Source organism: Pseudomonas sp. UBA6310, assembly GCF_002438225.1.
In the GTDB taxonomy this organism is placed as follows: Bacteria; Pseudomonadota; Gammaproteobacteria; order Pseudomonadales; family Pseudomonadaceae; genus Pseudomonas_O; species Pseudomonas_O kuykendallii.
In genome coordinates this window covers 18,386-37,118 of record NZ_DJTK01000018.1, presented here as the reverse complement: position 1 = coordinate 37,118, position 18,733 = coordinate 18,386, and the positions used below count along the sequence as shown (strand labels likewise).

Annotated in this window: 15 protein-coding genes, 1 pseudogene and 1 riboswitch; of the genes and pseudogenes, 6 read left to right on the top strand and 10 right to left on the bottom strand. The window is 65.6% G+C overall.

The window, feature by feature from the left end:
* From B3E91_RS03375 to B3E91_RS03355, 5 genes are all read right to left on the bottom strand, one after another.
* A partial coding sequence (locus B3E91_RS03375) for an NAD-glutamate dehydrogenase domain-containing protein (RefSeq protein ID WP_287028401.1) occupies nt 1–2,790 on the bottom strand: 2,790 nt, incomplete at its 3' end.
* 342 nt (nt 2,791–3,132) lie between these two features.
* A complete protein-coding gene (locus B3E91_RS03370; protein ID WP_273229801.1) occupies nt 3,133–4,434 on the bottom strand; it encodes a TRAP transporter large permease in 1,302 nt (433 codons plus the stop codon).
* Nucleotides 4,435–4,494: 60 nt separating this feature from the next.
* Nucleotides 4,495–4,998 (bottom strand): TRAP transporter small permease, encoded by a 504-nt coding sequence (locus B3E91_RS03365; protein ID WP_287028400.1) that lies wholly within the window; start codon nt 4,996–4,998, stop codon nt 4,495–4,497.
* 63 nt (nt 4,999–5,061) lie between these two features.
* Complete coding sequence (locus tag B3E91_RS03360; RefSeq protein ID WP_287028399.1) at nt 5,062–6,051, bottom strand: TRAP transporter substrate-binding protein; 990 nt, start codon at nt 6,049–6,051, stop codon at nt 5,062–5,064.
* 221 nt (nt 6,052–6,272) lie between these two features.
* On the bottom strand, nt 6,273–7,223 hold the full coding sequence (locus B3E91_RS03355) for a LysR family transcriptional regulator (protein WP_273229796.1): 951 nt from the start codon (nt 7,221–7,223) through the stop codon (nt 6,273–6,275).
* A gap of 275 nt (nt 7,224–7,498) precedes the next feature.
* Here B3E91_RS03355 and B3E91_RS03350 point away from each other — a divergent pair, with 275 nt between their 5' ends.
* From B3E91_RS03350 to B3E91_RS03330, 6 genes and pseudogenes are all read left to right on the top strand, one after another.
* Nucleotides 7,499–8,719 carry an OprD family porin gene (locus tag B3E91_RS03350; RefSeq protein WP_287028398.1) on the top strand — a complete coding sequence of 407 codons (1,221 nt, stop codon included), beginning with the start codon at nt 7,499–7,501 and terminating at the stop codon, nt 8,717–8,719.
* A gap of 128 nt (nt 8,720–8,847) precedes the next feature.
* Nucleotides 8,848–9,855: pseudogene (locus B3E91_RS22185) on the top strand (chemotaxis protein); the annotation flags it as partial.
* A 9-nt stretch (nt 9,856–9,864) separates the two neighbouring features.
* The gene (locus tag B3E91_RS22180; protein WP_414708189.1) at nt 9,865–10,731 is read left to right on the top strand and encodes a methyl-accepting chemotaxis protein; all 867 of its coding nucleotides are present in this window, start codon (nt 9,865–9,867) and stop codon (nt 10,729–10,731) included.
* 474 nt (nt 10,732–11,205) lie between these two features.
* Nucleotides 11,206–11,958 (top strand): 5-oxoprolinase subunit PxpA, encoded by a 753-nt coding sequence (locus B3E91_RS03340; protein ID WP_287028396.1) that lies wholly within the window; start codon nt 11,206–11,208, stop codon nt 11,956–11,958.
* On the top strand, nt 11,955–12,674 hold the full coding sequence (gene pxpB, locus B3E91_RS03335) for a 5-oxoprolinase subunit PxpB (RefSeq protein WP_273229789.1): 720 nt from the start codon (nt 11,955–11,957) through the stop codon (nt 12,672–12,674). The genes B3E91_RS03340 and pxpB overlap by 4 nt, the downstream gene beginning before the upstream one ends.
* On the top strand, nt 12,671–13,612 hold the full coding sequence (locus B3E91_RS03330; protein WP_287028394.1) for a biotin-dependent carboxyltransferase family protein: 942 nt from the start codon (nt 12,671–12,673) through the stop codon (nt 13,610–13,612). The genes pxpB and B3E91_RS03330 overlap by 4 nt, the downstream gene beginning before the upstream one ends.
* Here B3E91_RS03330 and B3E91_RS03325 read toward each other — a convergent pair.
* From B3E91_RS03325 to B3E91_RS03305, 5 genes are all read right to left on the bottom strand, one after another.
* Nucleotides 13,601–14,857 carry a glycine hydroxymethyltransferase gene (locus B3E91_RS03325; RefSeq protein WP_287028393.1) on the bottom strand — a complete coding sequence of 419 codons (1,257 nt, stop codon included), beginning with the start codon at nt 14,855–14,857 and terminating at the stop codon, nt 13,601–13,603. The two genes, B3E91_RS03330 and B3E91_RS03325, sit on opposite strands and share 12 nt — an antisense overlap.
* Nucleotides 14,858–14,932: 75 nt before the next feature.
* Nucleotides 14,933–15,661 (bottom strand): amino acid ABC transporter ATP-binding protein, encoded by a 729-nt coding sequence (locus tag B3E91_RS03320; protein ID WP_090231651.1) that lies wholly within the window; start codon nt 15,659–15,661, stop codon nt 14,933–14,935.
* Nucleotides 15,662–15,675: 14 nt separating this feature from the next.
* Complete coding sequence (locus B3E91_RS03315) at nt 15,676–16,368, bottom strand: amino acid ABC transporter permease (protein WP_287028392.1); 693 nt, start codon at nt 16,366–16,368, stop codon at nt 15,676–15,678.
* Between the two features lies 1 nt (nt 16,369).
* Nucleotides 16,370–17,116 (bottom strand): amino acid ABC transporter permease, encoded by a 747-nt coding sequence (locus B3E91_RS03310; RefSeq protein WP_287028391.1) that lies wholly within the window; start codon nt 17,114–17,116, stop codon nt 16,370–16,372.
* 87 nt (nt 17,117–17,203) lie between these two features.
* Nucleotides 17,204–18,139 carry a transporter substrate-binding domain-containing protein gene (locus tag B3E91_RS03305; protein WP_287028389.1) on the bottom strand — a complete coding sequence of 312 codons (936 nt, stop codon included), beginning with the start codon at nt 18,137–18,139 and terminating at the stop codon, nt 17,204–17,206.
* A gap of 240 nt (nt 18,140–18,379) precedes the next feature.
* Nucleotides 18,380–18,468: riboswitch (glycine riboswitch) on the bottom strand.
* Nucleotides 18,469–18,733 lie beyond the last annotated feature (265 nt).

Sequence of the window (18,733 nt, the reverse complement as noted above, 5' to 3'; positions counted from 1 at the left end):
GGCGATGCCGTTGGCGATGTCGGAGAAGGTCGCGGTGCCCTTGTCCGCGGCCACCACCAGGTAGGGATCGTCATCGTCGAAGCGCACCACGTTGGCCGGCGGCAGCACCGCGCCGTCCTTGAGGTTGTCGGTGATGTCGAGCAGCCCGGAGATGAAGATCCGGTAGCAGGCGATGGCCTCGGCCTGGATATCGTCGCGGCTGCCGCCGACCGGCAGGCGCCGCGGGATGAAGCCGCCCTTGGCGCCGACCGGCACGATCACCGCGTTCTTCACCTGCTGCGCCTTGACCAGGCCGAGCACCTCGGTGCGGTAATCCTCCTCGCGGTCGGACCAGCGCAGGCCGCCGCGGGCGACGTTGCCGAAGCGCAGGTGCACGCCTTCGATGCGCGGCGAGTAGACGAATATCTCGAACTTCGGCACCGGCCGCGGCAGTTCGGGAATCGCCTTGGGGTCGAACTTGAAGCTGAAGTAGGACTTGCTCTGCCCGGCCGCGTCGGCCTGGTAGAAGTTGGTGCGCAGGGTCGCCCTGATCAGGTCCAGGTAGCGCCGCAGGATGCGGTCCTCGTTGAGCACCGCGACGTTGTCCAGCGCCGCCAGGATCGCCTGCTCCAGGCGCTGCTGCTTGTCCTCGAGGTCGTCGGCGGCCAGCTTGCGCGAGAGGTAGAAACGCATCTTGAACAGCCGCACCAGTTCGCGGGCGATGTCGGTGTGGTTGAGCAGCGCGCTGGCGATGTAGCCGAGGTCGAAGCCCAGGCGGATCTGCTTGAGGTAGCGCGCGTAGGCACGCAGCAGCGCGACGTCGCGCCAGGCCAGGCCGGCGGTCAGCACCAGGCGGTTGAAGCCGTCGTTCTCGGCGTCGCCCTGGACGATGTGGACGAAGGCGTCCTGCAGCGTCTCGTTGAGCTGCTGGATGTCGACGTTCAGCCCCTCGGAGTAGGTGAAGGCGAAATCGTGAATCCAGAACTCGCGGCCGTTCTGCCGGCGCAGGCGGAAGGGGAATTCACCGAGCACGCGCAAGCCGAGGTTTTCCAGGATCGGCAGCACGTCGGACAGCGGCAGCGGCGTGTCGGCGTGATAGAGCTTGCAGTGCAGCAGCTGGTCGCCCTGGCTGAGCGGCTGGTAGAAGCTCATCACCAGCGGGCGCTGCTCGGACAGGCTCAGCAGGTGCTGCATGTCGACCACCGCGGAATGCGCGGCGAAGCGCTCGCGATAGCCGGCCGGGAAGCCTTTCGGGAAGTCCGCCAGCACCGTGGTGCCCTGCGCCTCGCCGAGGCTTTCCACCACGAGGCTGGCGTATTCGTCCTGCCAGGTGCGGCAGGCCTGGACGATTTCACGCTCGAGCAGTTGGGTATCGATGGGCTGCTTGTTCTTCGGGTCGACGCGCAGGATGTACTGCACGCGCGCCAGCACCGATTCGGAGAAGTAGGTCCAGAACTCGCAGTCGCTGGCCTGCAGGCGCTCCATGAGGATCTGCTGGATCTTCACCCGGGTTTCGGTGGAGTAGATGTCGCGCGGCACGTAGGCCAGGCAATAGGCGAAACGGCCGTAGGGGTCCTTGCGCAGGAACAGGCGCAGCTTGTTGCGCTCCTGGATCTGCACGATGGCGATGGCGGTGTTGAACAGCTCGTCCACCGGGGTCTGGAACAGGTCGTCGCGCGGCAGCACCTCCAGCACCTGGGCCAGTTCCTTGCCCAGGTGCGCGCTGTTCTCGAAGCCCGCGCGGCGTTCCACTTCGCCGACCTTGCGACGGATGAAGGGAATCTGCCGCACGCTCTCGCTGTACACCGCGGAGGTGTAGAGCCCCATGAAACGGCATTCCTTGAGCACCCGGCCATCGGCGTCGAGCTGGCGGATCGAGACGAAATCCGGGTAGGCCGGACGGTGCACGCGGCTCGGCACCGCGGCCTTGGCGAACGACAGCAACGCGGGCTCGCGCAGGAAGCGCACCGCCTCCGGCTCGATGTGCAGTTCCTCGTCCTTCAGGCCCGCCCGCAGGCGCCGCGACAGGCCCAGCAGCGACGCCTCGTCGTAGACCATGCGCCCACCGTCGGCCTCGTCGACGACCTTGAACTCCTCGTAGCCGAGGAAGGTGAAATGGTTGTCCAGCAGCCAGCCGAGGAACACCTTGATTTCGGCCAGGTCCTCGCCGTTCAGCGGCGCCCCGGCCGCCTCCAGCCCGGCCAGCAGCTCGGCGGCCTTGGCCTTCATCGGCTGGAAGTCGGCAACCGCCAGGCGCACTTCTTCCAGCACCTCCAGCAGCGCCCGCTCCAGGGCGCGCAATTCGCTGGCGCCGGCGCAGCGGTCGATCTCCAGGAACATCAGCGATTCCTGGCGGGCGTCATCGGCGCTGATGCCCTTGGGCAGGATTTCCAGCAGCTCGCCGGCGGCATCGCGGCGCACGCTGAGCACGCTGTTCTGCAGGGTATGGATGCTGTGGCCGCGGCGGTTCAGCTCGATGCGCACCGAGTCGACGAGGAACGGGATGTCCGCATGCAGCACTTCCACCGCGGTGTGGGTGGATTGCCAGCCGTGCTTCTCGTAGTCCGGATTGAACACCCGCACCTGCGGCGCGCTGCGCTCGAAATTCTGCAGCAGCCGCCAGGAAGAGAGCGTGCAGCCGACCAGGTCGGACAGCCGGCGCTGGACCAGCTCGTCGAGGGCGATGATGCCGAAGAACTGCTCGGCGAACAGCGCCACTTGTGGCAACGCTTTTTCGTCGATGTGCTGCGCCAACGCCGCTTGCAGTTGGTGCTGGAAGTCGGCCTTGCTGGCTGCGCTGAAGAACGCCATGTTTTTGCTCCACTGGACTTATTGTGGCGGCCAGGCAGGCCGCTAAAGGGAGAAGACTTGCGGTTTTATCGGTGGTTCAGCTTTACCCGGGTCTGTTTCGGTTTCGCTGCACGGCGCATCGCTGCGCGACAGGGGGAACGAGAAACCGACATCGGGCCGATGACCGGCGGCTGGCAGAACTCACCGGTCATTCCTGAGAACCATAGAACGCGCCGGCGCCGGCGTGCTTTCCACGCCGCGACATATTCGTTCAGCAGAGCCCATTCGTGGCGCAGGGGAATGCCGCGCTTCACCGCCGACGCCCCAGCCTGGCGTCGGCGATGTCGTTGCGCCCACCCGCGCTCAGCCCATCATCGCCTGCGGCAGGATCAGGACGATCTGCGGGAACAGGGTGATCAGGATCGCCGCCAGGACGATCAGCAGGAAGAACGGGAAGGAGACCTTCGCCGTCGTCCATAGGTCCTTGCCGGTGAGGTTCTGCAGGACGAACAGGTTGAAGCCCACCGGTGGCGTGATCTGCGCCATCTCGACGACGAGGATGACGAAGATGCCGAACCACAGCAGGTCGATGCCCGCCGCGCCGATGGCTGGCATCACCACGGCGGTGGTCAGCAGGATGATCGAGATGCCGTCGAGGAAGCAGCCGAGGACGATGAAGAACAGCGTCAACGCAAGCAGCAGAACGTATGGCGACAGCTGCTTGGCGATGATCCAGTCGGCGAGTGCCGCCGGCAGGCCGATGAAGCTCATCGCGGAGGTCAGGTAGGCGGCGCCGAGCAGGATGAAGAAGATCATGCACGAGGTGCAGACGGCGCCCATCAGGCTGTCGCTGAAGGTCTGCCAGGTCAGCGAGCCCGAGACGCCGGCGATCAACAGGGAACCTGCCACACCTATCGCCGCGGCTTCGGTAGCCGTGGCCACGCCGCTGTAGATCGAACCGATCACCGCAACGATCAGCACCACCACCGGAATCAGCAGCCGCGCGCGACGCAGCTTCTCGGCCAGCGGCAGGCGTTCCTCGTCCGGTGGCAGCTGGCCACGGTTGAGCACCGACCAGATGATCAGGTAACCGGAGAAGATCGCCAGCAGCATCAGCCCCGGCAGGATACCGGCGACGAAGAGCCGCGAGATCGACACCTGCGCCGCCACGCCGTAGACGATCATCATGATCGAGGGCGGAATCAGCAGCCCGAGGGTGCCGGCGCCGGCCAGTGAGCCCATGGCGATCGCGTCCGGATAGCCACGCGACTTCAGCTCCGGCAGGGAGATGCGCCCGATGGTGGCGGCCGTCGCTGCAGAGGACCCGGAAACCGCGGCGAAGATGCCGCAGCCCAGGACGTTGACATGCAGGAGGCGTCCAGGCAGCAGGCGAACCCAGGGCGCCAGGCCCCTGAACATGTCTTCCGACAGCTTGGTGCGGAAGAGGATCTCGCCCATCCAGATGAACAGCGGCAGCGCCGTCAGCGTCCAGCTCGAGCTGGACGTCCAGCTGGTGGAGGCGAGAATCGATCCGGCAGGAGCGCCACCGAACAGCTCCATGCCGATCACACCAACCCCGAGCAGGGCCAGTGCCACCCATACGCCACCTCCGAGCATGAGGAAGAAGGTCACCAGCAGCGTGGTTGCAACGATTGTGTATTCCACGATGAACTCACTGAAAATGTGCGGCGGCCAGAGCGCCTGCAAGAAATGAAAACGCAGCCTTCACTCGCCCATCACCGCTTCGCTCTCGACCTCGAAGGGCTGGTCACGAAGCATGCAGATCAATCGGTCGAGCATGGCGATAGCCAGAATCACGGTTCCCAGGGCCATGGCAGCCTGCGGTATCCACATCGGAACGGGGAGCATCCCGGAGGACACTTCGCCGAACTCGTAGCTTTCCAGGGCGAACGCCACGCAGTACCAGCCCAGGTAGCCGGACACCAGCAGCGCCAGCAGCGAGCTGAATACTTCCATGACACGCCTGCCGCGTGACGGAAGCACCTTGAACAGCAGCCCGACGCGGATGTGGGCACCGCGCTGCAGGGCGTACGGCAGGCCGAGGAAGCCGGATGCCGCCATCGCGTAGCCGGCGAATTCGTCCGAGGACGGCACCAGGGTGTCGAGCAGGCGCGCAACGATCTGCGCCAGCACCAGCAGGCAGATCAGCACCATGAACAGCCCGGACAAGGCTCCGGATAGCGTGTACAGCTTTCTTAACCAGGTCATCCAGGAAGGCTCCTCGAAGTCAGGTATTGAAGGCAGCGCGGCCACCGCGACGCTGCCTGTCGCTCAGGGTTTGCGGAAGGCGTCGACGATCGCCTTGCCGTCGGGGCCCGCCTTGTCCAGCCATTCGTCGACCATGGTCTGGCCGATCTTGCCGAACCCGGCATCGAGGTCGCCGGGGGCTTCGCTGGAAACCTTCATGCCTTTGTCGGCAAGGGTCTTCACCAGCTCGCCGGTACGGGCTTCGGCCAGCGCCCAGCCCTGGGCTTCCGCCTTGGCGGCGGCATCGAGCACGGCCTGCTGCGAAGCTTGCGGAAGCTTGGCGAAAGCGCGCGCGTTGACGATCACGAAGTTCTTGGGAATGAACGCGCGCACGTCGTAGTAGTAGGTGGAGAAGTCCCAGGCCTGGGTATCCACGCCAGTCGCCGGCGAAGTCAGCATGCCGCTGATCATTCCGGCGCTGAACGCCTGCGGAACCTCTCCGGTGTTGATGGTGGTCGGCACCGCGCCCATCAGCTCGGCCATGCGCGCCGTCGCGGGGTTGTAGGCACGAAACTTCATGCCTTTGAAGTCCGCCATCGAAGCGATCGGCTTCTGCGTGAAGATGCTTTGCGGTGGCCACGGCGTGGCATAGAGCAGGCGAATGCCCTGCTTCTGCAGACGCGCCTCGATCGCCGGCCGGCTCACCTCCCAGAGCTTGCGAGCCTGGGGAAAACTGCGTGCAAGGAACGGCACGCTGTCGACCTCGAAGATCGGGTCCTCGTTACCGAGCACCGACATCAGCACGTCGCCCAGTTGCACCTGGCCGGTTTGCACGGCGCGCTTCACTTCAGGTCGCTTGAACAGTATCGAGTTGCTGTGCACGCGAATCTGCAGATCGCCGGCGGTGGCGGACTCCACATTCCTGGCGAAGTCCCGGGCGACCTCCGTGATGTGGTTGCCGTCGGGTTGCTCGACGGTCATGTTCCAGCGATCGGCGGCCTGGCCGGCGAAAGATGCGAGGCCGAGCACGCAAGCTAGGGCGGCAAGACCGAAGCGTGAAGGAAATGCCTTCATGAGTATCTCCGTTAATTAAGGGGGCTGGGATGAACAGGTGCGGTACGGGAGTGATTCGAGTCTCGGTACAACCGCCAAGGCTGTCCAACTAGAAAAATCGGCACGCGACGATCAAAAAAGCTTATGTCGCGAAACAAGGCACTAGCCGGGGCAAATGCACCAAACAGATACAAAAAAGGGGCTCCCGGCACCCCGGCAGCCCCTCTTCCGATCGTTCGGGCTCAGGCCGATATACGCACGCTGGAAAGGTCGGGCCGGGAAAGGATGACGAAGCCCGAGCCGATCTGCCGGGCATAGTCGTCGAGGACGTCCTGAGCCAGGTCGACCACCTGCTCGACCGTCTCCAGCCCGACGCCGGTACGCCAGGTGGCGACGATGCTCATCTGCGGCGGATGTGGAACGTTGTCAAGCACCTTGAGCTGCCCCGCCTGCAGCTCGGTGCGCACCAGCGGGGCAGGAAGCGCGCCGATGCCGAAGCCGTCGCCGACCAGGCGCGTCATCGCCGCCAGCGAGTTCACGCAACTGATTCGCGGCGAGCCGATGTTGCCGGCATGCAGCATGTTGAGAATGTCCTGATGCGGCCGTGAGTTCTTCGAGAAGGTGATGATGCGCTCGCGGGTCATCTCCTCCAGCGACGCATAGGGGCGGTCGTAGATCGAACCGGCCGGCACCACCCACCGCACCGGATAGCGGGCCATCTCGCGGTTGCGCACGCTGTCGGCGCAGACCTCATCGGTCTGGAAGATCACGTCCAGATAGCCCTTCTGCAACTGCTCGATCAGGTTGCGCGCGGTGTCCGCGGTCAGCTCCACCTCCACCGCCGGGTAACGCTCCATCAGCCGCGATACGAAAGGACTCAGCCAGGTGTGAATGACGGTATCCATCGCGCCGATGCGCACGCAGCCACGGACGTTGCTGGCGTCGCTGATCGACTGCTTGAGCGCCTGCATGGTGTCGATCATCTGCTCGGCGTATTCGAGCACCCGCTGACCTTCGGGAGTCAGTGAAACCCCCTTCGAGTCGCGCAGGAAAAGCCGCGCGCCAAGCTCGTCTTCGAGCGCCGCGATACGGCTGGATATCGAGGCCTGGGTGCTGAACAGCTTCTCCGCCGTGAGGCGAAAGCTCTTCAGCCGGGCGACCCAGACGAAGGTCTCGAGAAATCTCAGATTCATACCGTTCAACCACCCTGCAGCTCGATTTCGGAAGGCCGCGGCGAGCGCCCCGGTTGCCTTGCGACTGCAGGTTGCATGCCGCGCGGGCCGCGCGGAGCCATTTGGGCGCATCGGATTTTCCTATCGCCAGCGTGCGGTTTTTCTAGCTGGACGCCCTTTCCCGCTGTTTCCAAGAATGCGCCGGCGGTACAGGAGCCCACGACAAGAACCCCACACGCTCGCGCTCTGCCAGGCAGCCCAGAAACGCTGCGCGCATTTCCAAGGAGAGACACCGCATGACCTCGAAACACCGCATGGTAGCCCTGCTACTCGCCGGGGGGGCCCTTCCGGGTGCCGCCAACGCCGACTTCATCGCCGACAGCAAGGCCGGCCTCGAACTGCGAAATTTCTACTTCAACCGCGACTTCCGTCAGGAAGGCGCCCGTGACAAGGCCGAGGAATGGGCACAGGGTTTCCTCCTGCGCATGGAGTCCGGCTATACCGAAGGAACGGTCGGCTTCGGCGTCGATGCCCTGGGCATGCTCGGCTACAAGCTCGACTCCGGCGACGGCACCGGGGGAACCGGCTTGCTGCCTGCCGACCTCTCCGGCGGCTCGCAGGACGAATACTCGAAGCTGGCGCTGACCGGAAAGCTCAAGCTGTCGAAGAGCACCCTGAAGGTGGGCGCCCTTGCCTTCCGCAGCCCGATCGTGTCGAACAACGACACGCGCCTGCTGCCGCAGACCTTCCAGGGCGTGCTGGCGAACAGCCAGGAAATCGACAACCTGACGTTGCAGGGTGGCAAGATCAACCGCATCAAGGCCAACAGCTCGAGCGACTACACCGAGATGAGCGCCAACCGGATCGGTGGCAACAGCGACTCCTTCGTCTTCGGCGGCGGCGACTACAAGCTCACTCCCGAGCTCACCACCGGGCTGCACTACGGCACCCTCGAGGACATCTACAAACAGGCCTACGGCACCCTGGTATACCTGCGCCCGCTGGGCGAAAACCAGTCGATCAAGACTGACCTGCGCTATGCCAGGAGCCAGGAGGATGGCAGCTTCCGCGACATCGACAACAAGGCGTTCGGCGCCATGTTCACCTATGCCCTGGGCGGCCATTCGTTCGGCGCTGCCTACCAGAAGATGAGCGGCAGCGATCCCTTCCCGTACATCACCGGCAGCGACCCGTTCCTGGTCAACTTCATCCAGATCAACGACTTCGGCAACATCGACGAGCGCTCCTGGCAGGTTCGCTACGACTACAACTTTGCCGCCATCGGGATTCCCGGACTGACTTTCATGACGCGTTACGTGTCGGGTGACAACGTCGAGGTCAACGGCAGCCACGACGGCAAGGAATGGGAGCGCAACATGGATATCGCCTACCTGTTCCAGAGCGGTCCGCTGAAGAACTTCGGCGTCAAGTGGCGCAATGCGAGCGTACGTTCGAACTTCGGCAACGACCTGGACGAGAACCGCCTCATCCTCAGCTACACCCTACCGCTCTGGTAGCAGGCACTCAGACCGCGCTACGCCGACAACGCTCCCGCGGGAACGGCAGGTTTTTCCTTAAGCCTGCCGGTTTGCGGTCGATCTCTATGGAGTGGCATCTTTTTAAAATAACGTAGCCGAGGTCTCTTATGCCGTTTCTACTGTCGTGGAAACAGAAGTTCCGCCTGCTCCTCATCATCATCCTCGTCGGTCTGGCGCTGATGACCGCGTCGTCGCTGTGGACCAACCAGCGCCTGACGCAGACGCTACAGGCTCGCCAGCTCGCCACCAGCTACGCCGGCGTAGCGACCAATCTGCTCAATCAGTGGCTGAAGCTCGAAGCGCTGCGCCGCCAGCTCAACCCCAACAGCGAGGCGCGGGTGCGCGAGCAGATGCAGAGCGTTCGCACGCTCAATGCGCAACTGGTGGCCCAGGCCATGCCGCTCGGCGACCCGGACATCCTGCAACGCGCCAAGCGGCTGCAGGCCCTGCTCGACGAAAACCTGACCAGCCAGGAGCTGTGGCTGGAGCAGCGTCGGCAGCTCGGCCTGAGCGACAGCGAGGGTTTGCGCAGGACGGCGCTGGAGGTTGCCAAACCGCTGGCTGCGATTACCATCACGCTGATCCAGCCGTTCATCGCCGAGGCCCTTACGAGTCAGCGGGACTACCTCGCCGAACTCGATCCACGCTACGCCGAGCAAACCCGCAGTGCCCTCGCCAAGCTCGACAAGCAGTTGATCGAGCTGGACTGGAAGGACAGCAAGATCGGCGAGAGTGCCGGTGCCTTCGCCACGTCCTTCGATCAGGTCGATGCCCTGATCCGCCAGATAGTCGCGAGCCGGCAGACGCTGGCCACTCAGGGCCGGCAGATCGAAGAGCAGGTCGAGCAGCAGGCTATCGCCCTGCGCGACGGCCTACTCGCCAGGGCCGAGGCGCGGGCGGCCCAGGCCAGCCAGCTTTCCTACTGGATACTCGGCATGGCCTTCTGCGCCATCGCCTTGATGCTCCTTGTTTCCCTCACGCAAGCCTCGCGCGCACTGCTCACGCAGCTGGACCGCGTGATCCAGCAACTCGCCCGCGTCGCCGCTGGCGATCTGACCGCCACCCTCGACATCGGCGACAACTCGAAGGACGAGTTCAACCGGCTCGGCGAGGGTTCCAATCGCATGACCCGCGGCATCGCAGCGCTGATAGGCCAGGTGATCGAGGGCAACCGTGAGCTTGGCCAGTTGCAGCGCCACCTGAACACCGCCATGCAGCGGCTCGAGGAGAACAGCCTGCAGGTGGAAGCGCAGACCGAGCAGGCGGCCTCGGCATCGCAGCAGATTTCCGCCACGGTGGGCGAGATGGCGCGGCGCGCCTCCGACGTCAACGACGCCACGCTCAAGGCCAACGAATCGGCACGGCTCGGCGCCACGGTTATCGTCACCAGCGTCGAGAGCATGCGCCGGCTGTCGCAGCTGATTCAGGACACTCACCGGCAGGTCAACCAGTTGATTCACTCCAGCACCCAGGTCAGCGGCATCCTCGACGTGATCAATGCGCTGGCCGACCAGACCAACCTCCTCGCACTGAACGCCGCGATCGAGGCCGCGCGCGCCGGAGATGCCGGGCGCGGTTTCTCGGTGGTCGCCGACGAGGTGCGCTCGCTGGCGCAGAAGACCGTGGCTGCGACCACCGACATCGGCCGCATCATTGGCGACCTCAGGGAACAGACGCAGAGCATGGACGAGCTGATGGTCAGCGGGCTGTCGGTTTCCGCCGAGGGCGAGCGCCAGGCCGGCCAGGCCGCCGACGCCATGGGTGCCATCACGTTGAACGTCGACCAGCTTTCGGCGCAGATGAACCAGGTCGCCGTGGCCATCGAGGAAATCTCCAGTACCACCGAGGAGATCGCCGCGAAGATGGAAGACATTCACCGCCACACGGGAGAAACCAAGGACCTCCGCCAGACGCTGGAGCAGCACGCCACCAGCCTTTCGGCGCAGGTCTCGGCGCTCGACCAGAGTACCCAGCGCTTCCGCATAGCTTGAGGAGGTAGCCCGCCTGGTGTGATCTCTGAGTTGCTCGTCCATCAGCCCCCGGACGTCCGCAGGCGCAGAAGCCCCGGTGGAACCTGCCTTGACCTGCCCGGCTACCGTGCGCTCGGGCCCTGTGGCGCAACGCGCGCTCGATGGCCTGCGGAATGGGGACATGAAACGCCGCCGGCGATGAGCCGCGCTTACCTGGCCGGCTGCATCACCAAATCGACCAGGCCTCACGCCAGCCTCGACCGCGAGGCGTCTATCGGTGCGCCTGTAACGTCCACGGAACAATGTACCGAGGCTACACACCCGGGCGCAGGCCGGGGCGTTCGCCTGCGCGCGCCGCTGCCTCGCCGAATCGATTTTTCTTATCGTCGGCTGATGCATTAATTAGTTGGACGCAGGATCGCCTCCCTCGAAGAATGGGCAACCGGCGGCCCTGGGGCCAGCCATCCCGATACCGACATGGCGAGGAATTCAAACGTGAGCAGCCTGCTGCTGAATTGCGACATCGGCGAAAGCTTCGGCGCCTGGACCATGGGCCTGGACGCCGAAGTCATGCCCTTCATCGATTGCGCCAACATCGCCTGCGGCTTTCATGCCTCCGACCCCGGCACCATGCGCACTACGGTGGCGCTGGCAGTGGAAAACGGCGTACGCATAGGCGCCCACCCGGCGTATCCCGACCTGGTGGGCTTCGGCCGCCGCTCAATGGCCTGCACGCCACGCGAAGTCGAGGACATGCTGCTCTACCAGATCGGCGCGCTCGATGGCATCTGCCGCGCTTACGGCAGCCGCGTCAGCTACGTCAAGCCACACGGCGCGCTGTACCAGGACATGATGCGCAAGCCGGAAATCCTGCATGCCGTGCTGCGCGCCGTGGCGATGTACGACGCGAATTTGCCGCTGGTGCTGATGGCTACTCGCGACCAGAGCCAGGCGCAGGCCATCGGCGATGAAATCGGCATTCAACTGTGGTTCGAGGCCTTTGCCGACCGTGCCTATGACGCCGATGGATTCCTGGTTTCGCGGGCGATCCCCGGCGCCGTGCACCACGACGCGGAGACCATCGTCCGGCAGGCATTGACTCTGGCCCAGGGCGAGCCACTGAGGGCAATCGACGGCAGCGCGGTGCACCTGCAGGCGCAGACGCTCTGCGTGCACGGCGACAACGCCAGCTCGGTCGCTGCAGTCAGGCGCATCCGCGAAGCCCTCTGCCGCAGGGACACCGAATGACGTTGCGCTTGCCCGCGCCGATCATCGAGGTGGCCGGTATCGACAGCCTGATCCTGCGGCTCTTCGAACAGATCGAGGAAAGCAACATGGCCTGGATGCTGGCCGCCTGCCAGCGCCTGCGTGAGGAATTCGGCGCCGCGCTGGTCGATCTGGTGCCGTCCTACACCACCTTGTTCCTGCACTACGATCTCGGCCGTCTCGACCCGGACCAGGCGCGCCTGCTCATCGAGCGGGCCTTCACCGAACTGCAGCCACAGCGCACCGGCATCGGTCGCTGCCATGAGCTGCCCACCTGGTACCACCCCAGTGTCGGCCCGGAGCTGCCGCTGCTGGCGCAGCGTAGCGGGCTGGACGAGGCCGAGGTGATCCGCCGGCATGCCGCCCACGAATATCAGGTGTTCGCACTCGGCTTCGCACCCGGCTTCGCCTTCATGGGGCTGGTCGAGGAAACCCTGGCGACACCGCGCCTGAGCACCCCGCGCAAACGCATCGCCGCCGGCAGCGTCGGCATCGCCGACCGCCAGACGGCGATATACCCGATGATTTCGCCCGGTGGCTGGAACCTCATCGGGCGAACTCCGTCCCGGCTATTCGACCGCGCCCTCGACGGCTACAGCCTGATGCAGCCCGGCGACCGGGTGCGTTTCATGCCCATCGAGCATGCCGAATTCGTCCGTCTGGGCGGCGACGACACCCCGCTGGAGAGCACGCCATGAACGCCTCGACGACTGCCGCCCGCGGACTGCGTGTCGAGCACAGCCACCCCTTCGTGCTGCTGCAGGACGCCGGCCGCTTCGGTGTCCGCCACCTGGGCGTGACCCAGGGCGGCGCGTTGGACTGGATATCCATGCACTGGGCCAATCGCTTGCTGGACAATGCCGTCGACGCGCCGGTGCTGGAGATCGCCCTCGGCAACCTCGTGCTGACCTGCGAGCGTGACACCTGCCTGGCCCTCGCCGGCGCCGACCTGGGGGCGACCCTCGACGGCCAGCCGCTGAAACCCTGGCGCAGCTTCACTGTGCGCCAGGGCCAGCGTCTGGCCTTCGCGCGGCCGCTGCAGGGTACCCGCGCCTACCTCGCCGCGCCGGGCGGCTTCGACGCTCCGCGCGTGCTCGGCAGTTGCGCCAGCACTGCCCGCGAAGAACTCGGCGGCCTGCATGGCGACGGTCGCGCGGTGGCCGCCGACGATCGCCTGACCTGGCAAGGCGGCGACCCAGTGCCCCGCGAGCTGCCAGCACGGCAGATTCCCGTCCTTGGCGGCGATGCGACGCTGGAGCTGGTACTGGGCGCGCAGGTTGGCGACTTCAGCGGACAAAGCCTGTTCGATGCCTTCAACCACGACTGGCAGGTGGACGTCCGCGCCGACCGCATGGGCGTACGCTTGCTAGGCCCGCAACTGGTCTGCCAGCGCACCTCCATGGTCTCCGAGGGCATCCCGCTAGGTGCGGTCCAGGTGCCGGCGGACGGCCAACCCATCGTGCTGCTCAATGACCGCCAGACCATCGGCGGCTACCCGCGCCTCGGCGCCCTCACCCCGCAGGCGGTGGCCCGCCTGGCGCAGTGCCAGCCGGGTGACACCCTGCGCCTGGCGCCGGTCACCCAGGGAGCGGCGCAACGGAGCCTGCGGCAGTTCCTCGCCCAGTCATCGCGCTGACGGGTCCTGCTGCGCCAGCAGTTCGCGCAGGCGCCCCTGGCTGTTCGCCTTCGACGCCGCGCTTTCGTGGGCGACGCTCAGGCGCCCGGTGGCGGTGGGCAGCAGCAGGTCGGCGAGCAGCCCGGCGACCACCGGCATGTCCGCCACGCCCAGGCCCAGTGTGGTGATGAACTGCGTGCCCAGGCGCAACGCCGACTGGCCGGCTGTCGTCGGGTCTACGCAAGTGCCGATCAGCACGCCGTGGCGTTCGAGGAAGGTCATCGCAGCGCGCGCATCGCAGGCGGAATCCAGCGGCAACAGCAGTTGGTGGGTGAAGGTCTCCCCCGCCGCCGGCGCGATGATCGGCAGGCCACGTGCGCGCCACGCCTCAGCAAGCGCCGCGCTGTTGGCGAGGATGCGCGAGGAATAATCCACGCCGCGCTCGCCCGCCTGGCGCAAGGTGACCAGCAGCGATGCCAGCCGCGCCGGGTCGATGTTCGCCAGCATCCGCGTGTCGAGCAGTTGGGTGAGCTTCGCCCCGACCTGCGCGTCGCGGCCGAGGATCAGGCTCTGCGGCCGCCCCGGCAGGGTCTTGTAGGTGGAGCTGGTCATCACGTCCACCCCGGCTTCCAGCGGATTGGGGTAGGCGCCGCCGGCGATCAGCCCGCTGACGTGGGAGGCGTCGAAGATGCTCAGCGCGCCGACCTCGCGTGCCGCCTCGATCACCGGCTCCAGCCGGTCCGGCGTGAGCATGATGCTGCGCCCCAGCAGCACCAGCTTCGGCCGCCACTCGCGCACCTGGCGCGCCGCCGCCTCGGCATCCAGCTGAAAGCGTGCGGCGTCGTAGGCCAGTTCGGTGCAGCGCAGCCCGGCCAGTTCGGGTGTGCCGCCGCGGCGCTGGCTGAGGTGCCCGCCGTGCGCCCCGGCCGGCGCCAGCAGCAAGTCGCCGGGCGAGGCGAAGGCGTGGAACACCGCGAGATTGGCCAGCGTGCAACTGGGCAGGCGCACCTCGGCCCAGGTGGCGCCGAACAGTGCGCAGGCGGCCGCCGCCGTCTCTACTTCCAGCTGCGAAACCAGGTCGGTGTCCGGCTGCTCCTTGTGGAACGGCAGGCCCATCGCCGGGTAGGCGCTGAGGCCCGCGGCGTAGGCCTGCTGCGCCTCGGCGCTGGGCAGGTTGGCGCCGGCGTAGAGCATCAGCCGTTCACGGGAAAGCACCTGCTGGCGCTGCTGGGCGCTGTCGAGCAGCGCCTGGAGGGAAATGTCCACGTCGTGGCTCCGTCAGAAAGGGATGTGCGACCGGCGTCGAATCAGGCGTGCCGATACCGGCGCCGCCGCTGTCCGTCAATGCGCGAGAATCTTCGACAGGAACTGCCGCGCCCGCTCGCTGCGCGGTTCGGCGAAGAACGCCTCCTTGTCGGCATCCTCCACCACTTCGCCGGCGTCCATGAACACCACGCGGTTGGCGACCTTGCGCGCGAAGCCCATCTCATGGGTGACGACCATCATGGTCATGCCTTCGTTGGCCAGTTCGACCATCACGTCGAGCACTTCGGTGACCATTTCCGGGTCCAGCGCCGACGTCGGTTCGTCGAACAGCATCACCACCGGGTCCATCGCCAGGGCTCGGGCGATGGCCACGCGCTGCTGCTGGCCACCGGAGAGCTGGCCGGGAAACTTGTCCGCATGCGCCGACAGCCCTACCCGTGCCAGCAGCGCCGCGCCCTTGGCCAGCGCCTCGGCGCGTGAGCGCTTGAGTACCTTCATCTGCGCCAGCGCGAGGTTCTCGGCGATGCTCAGGTGCGGGAACAGCTCGAAATGCTGGAACACCATGCCGACCCGCGAGCGCAGCTGCGGAAGGTTGGTGGCCTTGTCGGTGACCGTGGTGCCATCGACGACGATCTCGCCCTGGTTGATCGGCTCCAGGCCGTTGACGGTCTTGATCAGGGTGGATTTGCCGGAGCCGGAGGGGCCGCAGACCACCACGACCTCGCCCTTGGCGACCTCGGTCGAACAATTCTTCAGCACCTGGAAATCACCGTAGGACTTGGAAACCTGCTTGATGGCGATCATGGACATGGGAAACCTCAGCGAACGATGGCGACGCGCCTTTGCAGGCGGCGTACGAAAAAGGATGCGGTGAAGGAGATCGCGAAATAGACCAGCGCGGCGAACAGGTACATCTCCAGCAGTCGACCGTCGCGCTGGGCGATCTTCGCCGCGGCGCCGAGGAAGTCGGTGATCGACAGCACGTAGACCAGCGAGGTGTCCTGGAACAGCACGATGGTCTGGGTCAGCAGGATCGGCAGCATGTTGCGGAAGGCCTGCGGCAGGATCACGTAGCCCATGGTCTGCGCGGTGGTCATGCCCATCGCCTGGGAAGCCATCACCTGCCCGCGTGGCACGGACTGGATGCCGGAGCGGATGATTTCGCAGAAGTAGCTGGCCTCGAACAGGGTGAAGGTCACCAGCGACGACCAGAACGGGCCGATGCGCACCGGGCTGGCGGCGCCGGTCACCCACTGGCCGACGTAGGGCATCAGGAAGTAGAACCAGAAGATCACCAGCACCAGCGGCAGCGAGCGCATCAGGTTGACGTAGCTGGCGGCGAAGGTGGAGAGCACGGCGAAGCGCGACAGCCGCATCAGCGCCAGCAGCGTGCCGAGGACGATCCCGCCCAGGGTTGCCAGCGCGGTGAGGGTCAGGGTGAAGGCCATGCCGTCGAGGAACAGGTACGGCAGGGCACGCACGATCACGTCGAAATCGAAACCGGCGAACATCTCAGCGCCCTCCCTTCTCATGGCCGCTGACGTACCCCGGAACCTGCGCCTTGCGTTCCAGCACGCGCATCAGGAACACGATGATCAGGTTCAGCGCCAGGTACAGCAAGGTGGCGACGGCGAACGCCTCGAACACCTGGAACGTGCCCTCCTGCATCGCCCGCGCGCTGGCGGTCAGCTCGACCAGGCCGATGGCCAGCGCCACCGAGGTGTTCTTGGTGGTGCTGAGGAATTCCGAGGTCAGGGTCGGCACGACGATCCGGTAGGCCATCGGCAACAGCACGTAGCGATAGGTCTGCGGCAGCGTCAGGCCGAGTGCCTGGCCGGCCATGCCCTGCCCGCGCGACAGGCTGCCCAGCCCGGAGCGCACCACTTCGGCGACCCGCGCCCCGTGGTAGCAGCCCAGGCACAGCACCGCGGTGTAGAACTGCGCGTCCGGCAGTTGCTTGAGCCAGTCGCCGGCGGCGTCGGGCAGCAACTCGGGCAACACGAAGTACCAGAGGAACATCTGCACCAGCAGTGGCACGTTGCGAAACAGCTCGACGAAGCAGGCGCCGACCCGGTTCATCCAGGCCACCGGCGCGCTGCGCATCACACCGAGCAGCGAGCCGATCAGCAGCGCGAAAACGAAGGCGGAGAGCGCCGTCGCCAGGGTCCAGGCCAGGCCCAGCAGCAGCGTCTCGAAATAGGTCAGTCGACCGTCGAGGGAGAGCGACCAGAGGACGCTCCAGTTCCAGGTGTAATCCATGCGGGTATCCGGGCGAAGGGCAGCGGACGCGGGCCGGAACCGGCCCGCGGGAAACGCCGGAGCCGGCGAACCGGCCCCGGCGGCGGCTTACTGGTAGACCTGCGGGTCGGCGCTGTCGGTCGGCGCGGCGACGACCTTCTTCAGTTGCTCCGACATCGGCAGGTTCATCAGGATGCCGCGCGGCGGAATCGGCTGCAGGAACCACTTGTCATAGATCGCGTTGATCTCGCCGCTGGCATAGAGCGCGCCGAGGGTCTCGTCGGCCAGCGCCTTGAACTGCGCATCGTTGCGCCGCAGCATGATTCCGTAGGGCTCCACGGAGAGTGCATCGCCAACGATCTCCCAGATTTCCGGGGAGCGCGACGAGGCGATCACCCCGGCGAGGGAAACGTCGTCGAACACGTAGGCGACCGCACGGCCGGTTTCCACGGTGAGCAGCGCCTCGGCATTGTCCTTGGCGGACAGGATGCGCATGCCCAGGTCGTCCTTGTTGTTCGCTTCGTTGAGCAGACGCACGCTGGTGGTGCCCGCCGGCGTCACGATGGTCTTGCCCTTGAGGTCCTGCAGGCCGGTGATGTGGTCGGCCTTCTTCGCCATGATGCGCACGCCGGCGACGAAATAGGTGGTGGAGAACGCGACCTGGCGCTGGCGTTCGGCGTTGTTGGTGGTGGTGCCGCACTCCATGTCGATGGTGCCGTTGGCCAGCAGCGGGATGCGCGTGGTGCCCGTTACCGGCACGTATTCGACCTTCAGGTCGGGCTTGCCGAGCTTGACCTTCACCGCATCGACCAGCTTGCCGCACAGGTCCATGGCGTAGCCCACCGGCTGCTGCTTGTCGTCGTAGTAGGAGAACGGAATGCCGCCATCGCGGTGACCTACGGTGATGCTGCCGGACTCCGACACCTTCTTCAGCGTTCCCTCCAGTTCCTGTGCATTGACCAGCGAAACCCACGCCGCCAGCACGCAGATGCCCGCGCCCAACAGCCCCTTCTTCATGCCGCCTGACTTATTTGTGCTTGTCATGAATTGACCCCGATCCGCTATTGAACAGGCGAGGACAGGCACCAGGACGATACCTGTCCGCGCAGATTTATCCGCGAAGAATGGCCAATGGAAGAGGAAGGAGATCGAGCGGAGTGGCACTGACAAAGGGCAACGCAGCAGACTTCCAACCGAATCATCGGCCATCTGCCCCTTCTGTCATGGTTGCCTGAGAGCGTTATCCCGTCGGCGGGCGCATGCGGCGCCTCTTTCCAGAATGCGGTGAACCCCACGGTCCTTTTGCCTGAGAGTTTCCGGGGCGGTTGCTCCTTCGGCGCCGGCAGGTAACCGGTCTCTCCCGTGGTTACGAGAGATATACCCAACAAAATCCACCACCGCAACAAACTATCTTGACATCTGATCAATAAGTAGTGTTTTGCACCATAGACGAACACCGGTGCGCGCCCGTGCACCCAGAGGTCGCAAAAACCCGCGAGGATTCCGCACCACCAGGACACGCCCTCGCGACGTCACGCACCACGAAGCTCCACACCCGTAGGCCGGACGCAGCAGCCAGCGTCGGAACACCCCGCCGCACGCATGCGGACTTAGCTACGCCCGCCGCCTTCGATTAAG

Coding starts and splice junctions, on each gene's coding strand:
- B3E91_RS03365 (WP_287028400.1), bottom strand. CDS start 4,998: ATGACCTGGTTAAGAAAGCTGTACACGCTATCCGGAGCCTTGTCCGGG.
- B3E91_RS03360 (WP_287028399.1), bottom strand. CDS start 6,051: ATGAAGGCATTTCCTTCACGCTTCGGTCTTGCCGCCCTAGCTTGCGTG.
- B3E91_RS03355 (WP_273229796.1), bottom strand. CDS start 7,223: ATGAATCTGAGATTTCTCGAGACCTTCGTCTGGGTCGCCCGGCTGAAG.
- B3E91_RS03350 (WP_287028398.1), top strand. CDS start 7,499: ATGACCTCGAAACACCGCATGGTAGCCCTGCTACTCGCCGGGGGGGCC.
- B3E91_RS22180 (WP_414708189.1), top strand. CDS start 9,865: ATGACCCGCGGCATCGCAGCGCTGATAGGCCAGGTGATCGAGGGCAAC.
- pxpB (WP_273229789.1), top strand. CDS start 11,955: ATGACGTTGCGCTTGCCCGCGCCGATCATCGAGGTGGCCGGTATCGAC.
- B3E91_RS03330 (WP_287028394.1), top strand. CDS start 12,671: ATGAACGCCTCGACGACTGCCGCCCGCGGACTGCGTGTCGAGCACAGC.
- B3E91_RS03320 (WP_090231651.1), bottom strand. CDS start 15,661: ATGATCGCCATCAAGCAGGTTTCCAAGTCCTACGGTGATTTCCAGGTG.
- B3E91_RS03315 (WP_287028392.1), bottom strand. CDS start 16,368: ATGTTCGCCGGTTTCGATTTCGACGTGATCGTGCGTGCCCTGCCGTAC.
- B3E91_RS03310 (WP_287028391.1), bottom strand. CDS start 17,116: ATGGATTACACCTGGAACTGGAGCGTCCTCTGGTCGCTCTCCCTCGAC.
- B3E91_RS03305 (WP_287028389.1), bottom strand. CDS start 18,139: ATGACAAGCACAAATAAGTCAGGCGGCATGAAGAAGGGGCTGTTGGGC.